Annotated in this window: 13 protein-coding genes; 6 read left to right on the top strand and 7 right to left on the bottom strand. The window is 70.2% G+C overall.

The window, feature by feature from the left end:
• Position 1: 1 nt before the first annotated feature.
• Positions 2–700: an RES family NAD+ phosphorylase gene (locus DIE12_RS27370; RefSeq protein WP_124522644.1), complete on the top strand. Its 699-nt coding sequence runs from the start codon at positions 2–4 to the stop codon at positions 698–700.
• 100 nt (positions 701–800) lie between these two features.
• Here the strand turns inward: DIE12_RS27370 and DIE12_RS27375 are convergent, their stop codons facing one another.
• A complete protein-coding gene (locus DIE12_RS27375; RefSeq protein ID WP_124522646.1) occupies positions 801–1,526 on the bottom strand; it encodes a metallophosphoesterase in 726 nt (241 codons plus the stop codon).
• Between the two features lie 136 nt (positions 1,527–1,662).
• Between DIE12_RS27375 and DIE12_RS27380 the strand changes: the two genes are divergently transcribed.
• Positions 1,663–2,316: a DUF1345 domain-containing protein gene (locus DIE12_RS27380; protein WP_124486449.1), complete on the top strand. Its 654-nt coding sequence runs from the start codon at positions 1,663–1,665 to the stop codon at positions 2,314–2,316.
• A 244-nt stretch (positions 2,317–2,560) separates the two neighbouring features.
• Here the strand turns inward: DIE12_RS27380 and DIE12_RS27390 are convergent, their stop codons facing one another.
• A complete protein-coding gene (locus DIE12_RS27390; protein WP_124486448.1) occupies positions 2,561–3,271 on the bottom strand; it encodes a class I SAM-dependent methyltransferase in 711 nt (236 codons plus the stop codon).
• A gap of 301 nt (positions 3,272–3,572) precedes the next feature.
• On the opposite strand from DIE12_RS27390, the gene DIE12_RS27395 reads away from it, so the two are divergent.
• Positions 3,573–5,222 (top strand): DUF3459 domain-containing protein, encoded by a 1,650-nt coding sequence (locus DIE12_RS27395; protein ID WP_124486447.1) that lies wholly within the window; start codon positions 3,573–3,575, stop codon positions 5,220–5,222.
• 37 nt (positions 5,223–5,259) lie between these two features.
• Here the strand turns inward: DIE12_RS27395 and DIE12_RS27400 are convergent, their stop codons facing one another.
• From DIE12_RS27400 to DIE12_RS27420, 5 genes are all read right to left on the bottom strand, one after another.
• The gene (locus DIE12_RS27400; protein ID WP_124486446.1) at positions 5,260–5,844 is read right to left on the bottom strand and encodes a thiamine phosphate synthase; all 585 of its coding nucleotides are present in this window, start codon (positions 5,842–5,844) and stop codon (positions 5,260–5,262) included.
• Positions 5,845–5,866: 22 nt separating this feature from the next.
• Positions 5,867–7,207, bottom strand: coding sequence for a hemolysin family protein (locus DIE12_RS27405; RefSeq protein WP_124486445.1), 1,341 nt, complete (start codon positions 7,205–7,207; stop codon positions 5,867–5,869).
• A 76-nt stretch (positions 7,208–7,283) separates the two neighbouring features.
• Entirely contained in the window at positions 7,284–8,063 is a 780-nt protein-coding gene (locus tag DIE12_RS27410) for a sensor histidine kinase KdpD (protein ID WP_124522648.1), read from the bottom strand.
• Positions 8,064–8,130: 67 nt separating this feature from the next.
• Positions 8,131–9,054, bottom strand: a complete 924-nt coding sequence (locus DIE12_RS27415) for a DMT family transporter (RefSeq protein WP_124522650.1) — start codon at positions 9,052–9,054, stop codon at positions 8,131–8,133.
• A gap of 41 nt (positions 9,055–9,095) precedes the next feature.
• Complete coding sequence (locus DIE12_RS27420) at positions 9,096–9,953, bottom strand: LysR family transcriptional regulator (RefSeq protein WP_124486442.1); 858 nt, start codon at positions 9,951–9,953, stop codon at positions 9,096–9,098.
• A gap of 109 nt (positions 9,954–10,062) precedes the next feature.
• On the opposite strand from DIE12_RS27420, the gene DIE12_RS27425 reads away from it, so the two are divergent.
• The 3 genes from DIE12_RS27425 (at position 10,063) to DIE12_RS27435 (ending at position 13,117) form a co-directional block, all read left to right on the top strand.
• Complete coding sequence (locus DIE12_RS27425; protein ID WP_124486441.1) at positions 10,063–10,446, top strand: tautomerase family protein; 384 nt, start codon at positions 10,063–10,065, stop codon at positions 10,444–10,446.
• Between the two features lie 139 nt (positions 10,447–10,585).
• Positions 10,586–12,223 carry a CHAD domain-containing protein gene (locus tag DIE12_RS27430; protein ID WP_124522652.1) on the top strand — a complete coding sequence of 546 codons (1,638 nt, stop codon included), beginning with the start codon at positions 10,586–10,588 and terminating at the stop codon, positions 12,221–12,223.
• 48 nt (positions 12,224–12,271) lie between these two features.
• Positions 12,272–13,117, top strand: coding sequence for a TOBE domain-containing protein (locus DIE12_RS27435; RefSeq protein ID WP_124522654.1), 846 nt, complete (start codon positions 12,272–12,274; stop codon positions 13,115–13,117).
• Positions 13,118–13,258 lie beyond the last annotated feature (141 nt).

Below are 13,258 nucleotides of genomic sequence, written 5' to 3' on the forward strand. Positions count from 1 at the left end.
GATGCCGATCGAAGCAGTACAGCACTGGCCCATGACCGTCGTCGACTGGGCACCTGCCTATCGCGTGATTCCCACTCGTTTTCCAGCCATCAACCTGTTCGACCGCGTCGCGTCCGCCGAGGATTTCGATGCGCTCTATGCGCTCGAATCGCTGACCAACGATCGCATTCGCAACGAAGTCGGCACGCTCGAACTCGTGCCGCCGGCGGAGCGTCGCTACGGCCCGGGCTGGGGGCCGATCATGGCCGCGTTCACGCATCTGAATCCGCAGGGCAGCCGCTTTTCGGACGGCAGCTACGGCGTGTTCTACTGCGGGCGGTCGCGCGATACGGCGATCGCCGAAACGCGCTATCACAGCGGGCTGTTCCTGGCCGCGACGAAGGAGGCGCCGATGCGTCAGCAGATGCGGCTCTACACGGTGTATGCGCAGGGCGACGTCGCCGACGTGCGCACGTGGCCGCAGCGCAGCCCGGCGCTGCTCGATCCGCTCGATTACGGCGCGGGGCAGGCACTCGGCCGCGCGGTGCGCAACGCGGGCGGCGCGGGGATCGTCTATCCGTCGGTGCGCGACCCGCGCGGCGAGTGCCTCGCGGCGTTTCGCACGACGCTGCTGCGCGATTGTCATCACGCTGCGTATCTCGAATACAACTGGAACGGATCCGCGATCGATGCGGTGTTCGAGCTGAACCAGGTGGGTTAGCGCAGTGCTCGCGCACGCAAACGCGCGCGCGTGAGCGTGAGTCCGCCGAGGGTTGCCGGCCCGCGGCCTGCGCAGGCCCGTTATCGGCGTGAACGTGGGCCTAAGGCAGCGGCAGGTCGCCCGCATGACGCGCGCGCGCGTCGGCCTGCGTCAGCGACCACGTGTCGCCCGTGCGCGGCTCGACGATCGTCAGGCGTCCCGACGGTGCGAACGCGCCGGTGTCGATGAACCATTGCGCGCCGATGCGCTGCGGCGCACGCACCGGCGTGTGGCCGGTGCAGGTCAGCGACAGGCCGGCCTGCCGGGCCGGGTCGACGAGCCCCTGGACCAGGTCGCGCCCCCAGATCAGCCGCTCGCGCACGTCGGGCGAATAGCTGCCCGCGTCGAGTTCGGCGTCCGGACCGAGGAATTCCGCATGCAGCACGTTGAAGCGCGCGGGGCCGTCGCCGATCACGCGTACGAGCGGCAGCGCGTCGACGCGCGCCGCGTGCGCGTGCAGCCGTTCCGGCGGGAGGTCGGCGCCCCAGTCGCCGCCGATCCCGCGCCACGCATCGTGCGACAGCTTGCCGCGCGCGACGAGGCTCAGCACTTCTTCGTGATTGCCGCGCACCACGTGGCACCACGGGCGGTCGAGCAGCTCGAGCGCGGTTTCGGACGCGGGGCCGCGGTCGACGAGATCGCCGACCGAGAACAGCCGGTCGCGAGCCGGATCGAAGCTGATGTCGTGCAGCAGCGCGCGCAGCACATCCACGCAGCCGTGCAGATCGCCGACGACGAAGTCGCGGCCGGCCGCGTTCGCGGGATGGTGGCAGAGGACGGGAGTCATCCCGATATCTTAGGCGCTCACGCCAGTCGCAACGTCATGCAGGAATGGCGATAATCGGGGCGGTACCCGCCGGCGCTGCCCGGCGGGCAGTTCGCACGCGGGCCGAACCCTTTCCATCCGCTTTCGGAATCACACGATGACGCTTTATCCGCAGGTATTACGCAACCGGCCGCGCATGGTCGCCGCCTTCGCCGCGGGCGTGCTGTGCGCGTTGCTGCTGCCGTTGCAGTTGAGACCGACCGCGCGTGCGCTGATCGGCTGGGATTGCACGGTCTGGCTGTATCTCGTGCTGATGTGGGGGCGCATGGTCACCGCACATCACCACCAGGTGCGCGAGATCGCGATCCGCGAGGACGAGAACGCGACGACCGTGCTGACGGTCATCTGCATCGCGACGGTCGCGAGCGTCGCCGCGATCGCGATCGAGCTCGCCACCGCGAAGAACGTCGGCTTTCGTGCCGGGCTCGGCCACTATGCGGTCACGGGCGCGACGCTGTTCGGCGCATGGTTCCTGATCCCGACGATCTTCACGCTGCACTATGCGCGGCTCTATTACGGCTCGCCGAGCAGCGATCGCGCGCTGCGGTTTCCCGACCGCAACCCCGAGCCCGACTACTGGGATTTCCTGTATTTCGCCTTTACGCTCGCGGTCGCGTCGCAGACGGCCGACGTGTCGCTCGCGAATCGCTCCGCGCGCCGCGCGGTGCTCGCGCAGTCGATCCTGTCGTTCTACTTCAACATGGCCGTGCTCGGGCTGTCGATCAACGTCGCGGCAGGGTTGCTGAGCTGACGCGGATGACTTGAGCCGTTCTTACCGATCGCCGCGCTCGAGCTCGGTGGTCGGCGGCCCGCGCGTGGCTCGCTATCGAGACAGCGAGCGATCTGCGGATGCGTGCCGCCGTCGCCACGCGCCATCGCGGCTTCGAGCGGAAAGCTCGTCCGGATGGTGGCCGCGCTGACGCTGCGGCTCGCCGCCTCACGCCGCCTCACGCCGACTTACGCCGTCACGCGTCGTCACGCGCCAACTTACGCCGTCACGCGCCGCGCCGCACCGCGATCCACGCGCCCCAGAACAGGCTCGAGAAAAAGCGCAGCGGCGCATCGAAGCCCGCATCGTGCAGCAACGCGAAGACGGTTTCCTCGGCAGCGGGCGGATCGGCGCCCTGCAGGATTTTCGCCAGCTGCGCACGCACGGCGTCGGGCGTCGCGCCCTTCATCCGCCAGCGCTGCTGCCAAGCGTCGAGCAGGCGAGGGTGCTCCGCATAGCGGCGATAGTTGGCCGCGATCACGAGCGGTGCACCGGGCTTCAGGCGGCGCGCGATCGCATCCAGCAGCGCGGCCTTCGCCGCATCGCCGGGGACGTGATGCAGCACGCCGATCAGCGTCGCGCCGTCGAACGCCGGCGCATCGGGCAGTGCGTCGACGCCGGCCTCGACGAATTGCGTGCGGGCGGCGAACCCCGCCGCTTCGACGTTGGCACGCGCGAGCGCGAGCATCGGCGCGGACGGATCGACGGCCGTGAACTGCCAGCCCGGTTCGAGCGCCGCGGGCACGCAGATTTCCTGCCCCGTGCCGCCTGCGCCCACGACGAGGAGCCGCGCATCGCGTACACCGATCGCCGACGCGAGCATGCACGCGGCGAGTTCGTGGCACGCGTCGTAGCCGGCGAGCGCGATGCGGGATTGTTCGGCGTATTCGTGCGCGCGTGCCGGATCGAACTTCGCGGCGCTGGCGGGGAGCGACATGGAGATTCCTCGAATTCGGGCGCGGGCGGGGTGCTCACGCGCATCGCACCGAGCGTAAGCGCGGGGCTGCGGCGCAACAAGGCGAGCAGCCATTCCGGTATGCGAACTACCCGATTCTGCGCGCATCGCGACGCAATCGATGCCGGGGTCGATTCGCATTTAAAAATGTGAGGATTCGATGCGTCGCGATCGTGAAAGCGGCGCATACTTTTCTTCCCCCCTGCCTGGCCGTCGCATGCCGGGCCCGATGCGCCGCGCGAATCGCGCGGCCATGCCGCTCGGCACGCACGAGGAGCGCATCATGTCAGATTGTCCGCACGATCCGTATGCGCAGCACTTCATACACTGCCTGCCGTCCGGCGCGCAGCCCTGCGGTGCGCTCGGCACGTCGCCGCGCACGCATTTCCGCGTGTGGGCGCCGGGCAGCACGCATGTTCAGCTCGAACTCGATACCGGCTCCGGCCCGACGCTCGTCCCGATGATGGCGGCCGGTCCACACTGGTTCGAAGTGTTCGTCGAATGCGGTGCGGGCGCGCGTTACCGTTACCGGCTCGACGATGTCGTGTCGATTCCCGATCCCGCGTCGCGTTCGCAACCGGACGGGCTCAACGGCCCGAGCGAGGTCGTCGATCCGCGCGCGTTCACATGGCGCAACACGTTCTGGCGCGGCCGCCCGTGGGAAGACATCGCGCTGTACGCGATTCGTCCGCACGCGGTGGGCGGCTTCGACGGCGTGCGCCGCCGGTTGCCGCAGCTCGCGCGCCTCGGCGTGACCGCGCTGGAGTTGCTCGCGTCGCCGCACGACAGCCTGCCGTTCGCGCCGCTCGCGTCCGAGGGCGGCCCCGACGCGCTGAAGGCATTGATCGACGCCGCGCACGGCTACGGTCTCGCGGTGCTGCTGGAACTCGATTACGCGCGCTTCGGCAGCGGCACCGACGCGCTGCGCCATTACGCCGTGCCGTTCTTCCATACGCGCGACGATCCGCTGCAGGCGGCGCCGCTTGCGCTCGACCATCCGGAAGTCTGCGACTTCTTCTGCGACAACGCGCTGTACTGGATCGACGAATACCGTTGCGACGGCCTGCGGCTGCGCGAGGCCGACCGGATCGGCACGTCGTGGCTGCGCGAGATCGCCGACCGCGTGCGCGCGGCCGTGCCGGCCGACCGGATGATCCACCTCGTGCTCGGCAGCGAGCGTCATCCGGTGCACCTGGCCGATACGCATTTCGATGCGCAGTGGAACGGTTGCGGAGAACGCGCATTGCACCGGCTGACGGGGCGCGACACGTCGGCGCACGAAGGGATTTCGCCCCACCAGTCGATCCACACGCTCGCGCGCGCGCTGACCGCGGCAGGCGCGGCGTTCCAGCCGGCCACGGCGGGCGACGGCCCGTGCGCCGAAGGGCTGTCGCTCACGTCGCTGGTGCTGTCCGACGGCGCGTGGCGCGACAGCGAACAGCGCGACAGCGAGCAGGCGGCGGGCCTCGCGGCGCTTGCGTTGTCGCTGCTCACGCCGCAGATCCCGCTGATCTTCGACGAAACCGCGCGCGATGTCGATCGTGCGCATTTCGTGCAGTCGGCGCTCGCGGTGCGCGCGAAGCTGATCGCGCCGCGGCTGTCCGATTGCCGGCCGCAGGACGCGCATGCGCTGAAGGCGAGCGGTGACGGCGATGCCGACGCGCTGCTCGCGTCATGGCGGCTCGCCGACGACGAGACGCTGACCATCGCGTTGAACCTGTCGCCCGACGCGGTGCCTTTCGATGCGCCGGGCGGGCAGGTCGTGTTCGAGACGCCGGCACGCGCACGCGACCGGGTCGACGAAGGGGAGTTGCCGCCGTATTCGCTCGTCGCGTGGCTGACGGGCGACGTCAACCAGTACGCGCTGACGCACGACGTGCGTCGGATCGACGACCGCGCATGGCGCGCGATGCGTCCTGTTCCGCACGCGTGATGCCCGGAGGGTCGGGCGCTGGCGCGCCCGGCCGCCCTTACCAGAAACCGCGAATGCCCGCGACGCCGTACGCGCCGTGGCGGCGCGCGTCGTCGAGATGCGCGCGCGTCATGCCGCCGAGCGCATAGACCGGCATCGCGGCCTGCGCGGCCAACGCAGCGAATTGCGTCCAGCCGAGCGTCGGCGCGCCGGGATGGCTGAGCGTCGGCAACACGGGCGACAACGTAACGAAATCCACGCCCGCACGCGCGGCCAGCACGAGATCGTCGGCCGCATGGCAGGCGGCCGACATGCGGCGAGCGGCCGGCAGCGGTCGTTGCGCGACGGCGCGCAGCGCGGCGCCGTCGAGATGCCAGCCCGCGCCGTCGAGCCGCATCACGCCGGCCGCGTCGATCGGCCCGTTGAGCATCAGTTGCGCGCCGGCCGCGTCGCAGCGCGCGAGCGCATCGGCGGCCAGCCGCGCGAACGCGGCCGCGTCGAACGACTTCACGCGCAGCTGCACGAGCGTCTCGCCGCGCGCGAGCACGGCCGACAGCGTGTCGAGGAATGCGTGGCAATCGGCGGTCGACGCGGACGCCGGCTCCGGCGTGATCACGCAGCAGCGCGGCAGCGTCGGCGTCATCGCGCGCGGCCCGCGGCGGCCGTCATTCGTCGGCCTCCTTCGCGATCTTCGGATAGACGCGCACCAGCACGATGCGCGGACCGTTCATCTTCTTCACGACGACGTCGAAGCGATCGAACGACACGCGCTGCCCTTCGGTCGGCAGATCGCTGAGCGCCTGGATCACCAGGCCGCCGACCGATTCCGCACGCCCTTCGTCGATGTCGATGCCGAGCGCCTGCTCGAGCGACACGACGGGCAGGCTGCCCTTGCCCATCAGCGTGCCGTCGTCGAGGCGGCTCCAGTCCGCGTCGCCCTGGCGGAACTCGTCGTGGATCTGGCCGACCAGCGCACCGAGCAGGTTGTCGAGCGTCAGGAAGCCGATCGGCTTCTCGCCCTTGTTGCCGACCAGCGCGAAGTGCGGCGCGCCCTTGCGGAAGCGGCGGAACAGTTCCAGCGCCGGCGTGTCGGGCTTCACGTACTGCACCGGGCGCACGTAGTCGGACAGGTCTTCGAGCGCCGCCCCGGCGTGACGCGCGAGCAGCAGGTCCTTCAGGTGGATCAGCCCGCTCACCTGCTCGCGCGACGCATCCTCGAACAGCGGATAGCGGCTGAAGCGGTGTCGCGCGACGATTTCCATGTTGTCGGGCAGCGGCAGGTCGCGGCGCAGGCCGATCATTTCATGCGCCGGCCGCATCAGGTCCGACACCGTCATCGACGAGAAATCGAGCGAGTGCGCGAGCGTGTTCCACTCGTCGTTGGTGTACGTGCCGCGCGCCGGCTGGGCCGCGTTGCCCGCGCTGCGGCGGCTGCGCAGGATCAGCTTCAGCTCGTCGGTCGAGTAGTGCGCATCGCCGCCGTGGTCGGCCGACAGGCCCGCGAGCTTCAGCACCGCGTTCGCGCTGGTGTTGAGCACCCAGATCGCCGGATACATCGCCCAGTAGAACGCGTAGAGCGGCAGCGCGACCCACAGGCCGACCTTCTCCGACTGGCGGATCGCCATCGATTTCGGTGCGAGCTCGCCGACCACGATGTGCAGGAACGAGATCAGCGAGAACGCGAACACGAGCGAAATCAGGTGCACGATGCGCTCGGACTGCACGCCGATCAGGTCGAGCAGCGGCCCGATCAGTTCCGCGAACGCCGGCTCGCCGACCCAGCCGAGGCCGAGCGACGCGAGCGTGATGCCGAGCTGGCAGGCGGACAGATACGCGTCGAGCCGGCCGTGCACGATCGCGAGGATGCGCCCGCGCAGGCCGTGCTTGCGGGCAAGTGTCTTGACGCGCGTCGCGCGCAGTTTGACGAGGCCGAATTCGGCTGCGACGAAAAACCCGTTGAGGGCCACCAGGAACAACGCGCCGATGAGCGCGAAGATCTGTAACAAAGAATCGCTCCAGTCATGACAGGCCCAACAGTATAGGGCCGGAAAGGGAAATGTAATGTGTCGGGCGGCCGATGGCTTACACCGGCGCCTCGCAGGGGACGGTGAGCGACAGGGTGACGGCGGCGCCGTCGGCGAACGGGGCGTGGGTGAAGGAGCCGCCGTGCGCGAGCGCGACACGCTGGCACAGCGCGAGCGCCGCTGCGACGCGCTTCGCGTCGCGCGGGTGCAGCATCTCGCGGCGCGCGAACGGTTCGAATGCATGCGGCAGCGCCGGATCGGCGAGGGCGGCGGCGTTCACGTCGCAGGCGACGTGCGCGACGTACTGCGCGCCGTCACGCGCGCACGTGAACGTCACGCGGCTGCCGGCGGCGCTGGCTTCGACGGCCGTCGTCAGCATCGTCCAGAGCGCCTGCGCGATGCGCTCGCGGTCGGCGGTCAGCGACGGCTCGCCGTCGGGCAGCGTCGCGTCGACGCTCACCTGTCGTGCGTCGGCGAGTGCGCAGCGCACCAGTGCGAGCGTGTCGTCGAGCAGCGGGCGCAGCGCGAACGGCTGTGCGGCGATCGCCAGGGTGCGCGTGGCCGCGCGCGGTGCGTCGAGCACGTCGTCGATCAGCGCGACCTGCTGGTCGATCCCCGCGCGGATGCCCGCGAGCGCGCGTTGCAGGTTCGGGTCGGCGCTGGCGAGTTGGCGCTCGAGCACGTACGCCCAGCTGTGCATCGCGTTCAGCGGGCTGCGCAGGTCGTGCGAAGCGATGGACAGCGCCTGGTCGCGCTGGAACAGCGCGGCCTCGGCGGCATAGTGCGCTGCGCGTTCGCGCAGCAGGTCGGCGGCGGGATCGACGGGATTGGACGTCACGGGGCTGGCCTGTCGGAAGCGGTTGGCATGAAAAGCACGCGAACCGCCATTATAGGGATCGTGCGTGTCACGCCGGCAGCGCGTCCTCGTCCTTTTTCCGTGCGTCGCCGTTCGGCAGCAACTGGCAGGCGAGCAGGCCGGCGAGCATCAGCGCGCAGCCGACCAGCGCGCGCAGCGTCAGCGTCTCGCCGAGCGCGGCCCAGCCGGCGATGGCCGCGAACACTCCCTCCATGCTGAAGATCACGGCCGCGTGCGCCGGCGCCGCATCGCGCTGCGCGACGACCTGCAGCGTATAGCCGACGCCGACCGACAGCAGCCCGCCGTACAGCAGCGTCGGCAGCGCGCGCTTCAGCATCGCGAGGTTGACCGGTTCGATCGCGAGGCCGGCCGCGAGGCACAGCACGCCGCACGCGACGAATTGCAGGAACGCGAGCACGAGCGGATCGTGCCGCTTCGCGAAATGGCCGACGGTCATCACGTGCGCGGCGATGACCACGGCGCCCGCGAGCTGGAACCAGTCGCCGTAGAGCACCGAGAAATGCTCGTCGATGCTGAGGAAGTACAGGCCGATCGCCGCGAGCAGCGCGCCGAACCACGTGCCGGCGCCGATCCGGTGGCGGACGAACACGCCCATCAGCGGCACGATCACGACGTACAGCGAGCTGATGAAGCCCGCGTTCGCGACCCGCGTGTACTGCAGGCCGACCTGCTGCAGCGAGATCGATACGGCGAGCAGCACGCCGAGCGCGAGGCCCGGCGAGAGCAGGGCCGGCTCGCGGCGAATCGCCGCGAACTGCGCGCGCGAGCCCGCGTTGACCATCAGCAGCGGGAGCAGCACCAGCGCGCCGAGCAGGAAGCGCAGCCCCGTGAACAGGAACGGCCCGATCACGTCGAGGCTCAGTCGTTGCGCGACGAACGCCGAGCCCCAGATCGCGGCGGCGGCGAGCATCAGCAGGTTGGCACGGAGGTGCTTGCGGGCGTCGGGTTTCATCGGAATTCGTCAGGGGATTGCGGGCAGCGGAACCGCGTAGTTTACGCCGAGATTGCAAGGCTGTCGGAAAACCTGCGAAGTGCGGCCGCCGCGCGGGCGTCGCGCACGCGTGAATACAGCACGACCTGCGAATGCGGCAGCGGCGGCAGGCCGAATTTCGTGCCAACGTCGACCAGCGTGCGCGGCGCGACCCGCCGGGCCAGCGGGCAGACCGCGAGCCCGGCCGCGGCGGCGGCCGTGACCGCCGCGACACCGCCGCCCGTAAAGCGCTCGCGCCACGGCCGCCCCGCATGCTCGAGCGCACGCAGCGCGGCGGCCCGCACGCCGCACGGCCCGGCCAGCACCGCGAGCGGCAGCGGCTCGCCCGCGCGCGGCGCCCAGTCGGGCGCGGCGAGCCATGCGAGCGGTTCGGTGAACAGCAGCGTGCCGTCGTCGCGCGGCGGATCCTCGCCCGGTTCGTGTCGCACGATCGCCGCGTCGAGCCGCCGTTCGTCGTATTGCGCGAGCAGGCTCGCCGACATGCCCAGGTGCATCTCCAGCGACAGCCCGGGATCCTGCCGGTGCAGGCTCGTCAGTACGGCCGGCAGGTCGGGCACCGCGACGTGCTCGCTGACACCGAGCGACAGGCGGTGCGTGCCGGCCGAAATCGCGCCGAGCGCCTGGTCGTGCGCGTCGAGCAGCGCGCGGGCGGCCGGCAGGAAGTTCTCGCCGTCCGCCGCCAGCTTGACGACGCGCGGCGTGCGTGCGAGCAGCGGCTTGCCGAGGTGCGCTTCGAGCCGCTTCAGCTTCAGGCTGACGGCCGATTGCGTGGTGCCGAGCGCGTCGGCGGCGCGCGTGAAACTCGCGAGATCGGCGACCAGCACGAATGCGCGCACTGCATCGAGGTCGAGGACTTTCATTGCAAATGTAAATGAATGAAATATCGGATGATGACTGTTCATTATAGTTCTGCGCGCCTAACCTGACGTTGCGTTTCCGATTCTCAACGTCACCGAAAGGAGCAGGACCATGCCATTCACCCGTATCGCAGTGCGCGAAGGCAAACCGGCCGCCTACCGTGCGGCGCTCGTCGACGGCGTGCACCGTGCGCTGATGCACACGTTCAACGTGCCCGAAGACGACATCTTCATGGTCGTGACCGAGCATTCGGCCGAGAACTTCTTCTTCGGCCGCCACTACCTCGACATCGAACGCAGCGACGATCTGGTGATGGTCCAGATCACGGCGAACAACACGCGTACGCTCGAGCAGAAACAGGCGCTGTACCGGACCATCGCCGAGAATCTCGCGCGGCAGCCCGGCGTGCGGCCGCAGGACGTCTTCATCAGTCTCGTCGAAGTGCTGAAGGAGGACTGGTCGTTCGGCAACGGCATCGCGCAATACGCCGTCTGATACGTCGTTTGATGCGTGACACGGGCGACAGGGCCAGATCGTCGCCAGCGCATGTTGGCCGCGTGTACTATGGAAGCTGCTTCACGGACGACGCCGGCACGGAGGACGTGCCGGCGATTCTTCATGTGCAGGAGCCTCCATGTCGCGTGTGCTGGAAATCGTGTTGTGCCTGTCGCTGGAAGGTTGGCCGGTCAGGGCGGGAAGCCGGGCCCGTGGTGAGCAGCGCGACTTCGGCGCCGAACTCGTCCGTGCGTGGCGGATCTGTCCGCAGGTGCGGATGCGGCGCGGCCAGGAACGCGTGACGATCGAGCCATGCCAGGTCGAGGAAGCCGAGCCGAGCCCCGGCGAGTGCTGGTGGACGTGGATCGAGTCGAACGCGCACGGGCGGCGGGTCGTCGCGTCGCGCACGAAGGCATTCGCGCCCGGCGTCGTGGAGCGCGAACTGTTCGATGCCGAACACGCGGGCATCGCGGTGGCCACGCCCGCATCGGCGCCGATCGCCGATGCGGATGCGGATGCCCCGCAGGCGACCGGCGAGGGCGACCGCGTGACGCCCGACGCCGTTGCCGAAGCGGCGCTCACCGCATCGTCCGGGCCGGCGCCGTTGCGGCTCGTCAGCGAGCGGCGGCGCGGGCGCTGGGCGGACGACAGCGGCGTGGTGGTCGAGATGACGCTCGACGACATCATTCTGCACCGTGGCACCGAACCACCGCGCCGCCAGGTCGAGCTGCGCCTCGCGGCGCCCGACTGGGAAACCGTCGCCGCGCGCACGGCCGCGCTGCGCGCGCTGTTCGCCGCCGCGCGCGAGCTCAGCGGCGCATGGCCCGCGTTCGTGCAGCTCACCAGCGTGATCGATCGCGCGTGCGCGGGCGAGCCCGCCGTCGCCGGGCCGGTCAAGGCGCAACTCGTCGACCTGACCGGCATCCGCACGCAGCGGGCCGCGCTGTTCGCGCTGTCCGGCGACATTGCCACGCAATGGCTCGGCAACGAGGGCGGTGTGCTCGATCGCGACGATCCCGAGTTCGTGCACCAGATGCGCGTCGCGCTGCGCCGGCTGCGCACGCTGATGCGCTTCTTTCCACGCTTCGCGGACGAGCAATGGAAGAACACGTTCGGCGCCGACTTGCGCTGGGTCGCGTCGCTGCTCGGCACGGTGCGCGACTGGGACGTGTTCTCGACCGAAAGCCTGCCCGCGCTGATCGCGGCCGACGGCGGCAGCGCCGACTGGGACGGCACGCTCGACGCCGCGCGCGTCCAGGCGACGGCGGCGCGCGTCGAATTGCGCCAGGCGTTGCATTCGGCGCGCTATGCGCGCCTGACGCTCGGCTGGCTCGAATGGCTGAGCGCGCTCGCGCTGCCGCCGGCCGCCGGCGACGACGACACGCCGTCGCTGCGGCGCCACGCGACCAAGCGCGTGCGGCGGCTGTTCGGTCACCTGTATGCATCGCCGTCGCTCACGTCGCTCGACACGGCCGCGCGGCACCAGGTGCGGATCGACGCGAAGCGGCTGCGCTACGCGCTCGAGTTCTTCGCGTCGCTGGCCTCGCGCCGCACGCGCAACGAAACGGTCAAGACGCTCGCGCGCGTGCAGAGCGTGCTCGGCGAGGCGAACGACACGATCGTCGCGCTGCATCATCTCGAGCAACTGGCGGCGCCCGCGTACCAGCTCGGTTTCGTGCGCGGCTACGGTGCGGCGCTCGAGCAACGCGCCGCGCGCGACGCCGAGGCGCTGCTCGCGAGCCTGCGCCCGCCGAAGCTCGACGGCAAGCCGCGTTGAGCGGCGCGCGCTCACTATAATGGCCACCCGTTTTCTTCCGACAGACCGATGAGCGACGCATCGCCTCCTTCCTCTTCCGCCGGGCCGCTCGAACTGGGCGGCGAACTGTGGCTGCGCGCGGGCGAGCAGACGCTCGGCGGCGCCACCCGCATCGCGCTGCTCGCGGCGATCGGCGACACCGGGTCGATCACGCGCGCGGCAAAGGCCGTCGGGCTCAGCTACAAGGCCGCGTGGGAGGCGATCGATACGATGAACAACCTGGCCGGCGAGCCGCTCGTGACGCGCTCGACGGGCGGCAAGGGCGGCGGCGGCACGACGCTGACGCCGCGCGCGACGTCGCTGATCGCCGCGTTCCGCACGATCGAGCGCGAGCATCGCCGCTTCATCGACGCCGCGAGCGCGGCGGTGTCCGGCTTCGACGTCGACTGGGCGCTGATCGGCCGGATCGGGATGAAGACGAGCGCGCGCAACCAGTGGTTCGGCAAGGTCGAGTCGATCGTGCGCGGCACGGTGAACGACGAGGTGACGCTCGTGCTGCCGGGCGGGCAGGCGATCGTCGCGGTGCTGACGCACGAAAGCGCCGACGCGCTCGGCCTGCAGCCGGGCGCGGATGCGTGCGCGCTCGTGAAGGCGTCGTGGGTCGTGCTGGCGGTCGACGACGACGGCGGAGCCGACGCGACCTTGAAGGTGTCCGCACGCAACCAGTTGCACGGGACGGTCGAAACGGTCACGGCGGGCGCGGTGAACAGCGAGGTGACGCTGGCGCTCGACGGTGGCGGGACGCTCGCGGCCGTGGTCACGAACGACAGTGTCGGCGCGTTGCAACTCGACGCCGGCCGGCGGGCGATCGCGCTGTTCAAGGCATCGAGCGTGATTCTCGCGGTGACGGGCTGATCGCACGACGGCGGCGCGCGCCGTCCCTGTCGATGACCGTGGGCGGACGCGGCGAAACCGGCGCCGCCCGATATGCACGAGGCGCCGGCTTCGATCCCGTTTTCAGCTCGTTCCAGCTTCTGCCGCCCGTGCGGCTTCTCT

This window comes from Burkholderia sp. Bp9015, assembly GCF_003853505.1.
In the GTDB taxonomy this organism is placed as follows: domain Bacteria; phylum Pseudomonadota; class Gammaproteobacteria; order Burkholderiales; family Burkholderiaceae; genus Burkholderia.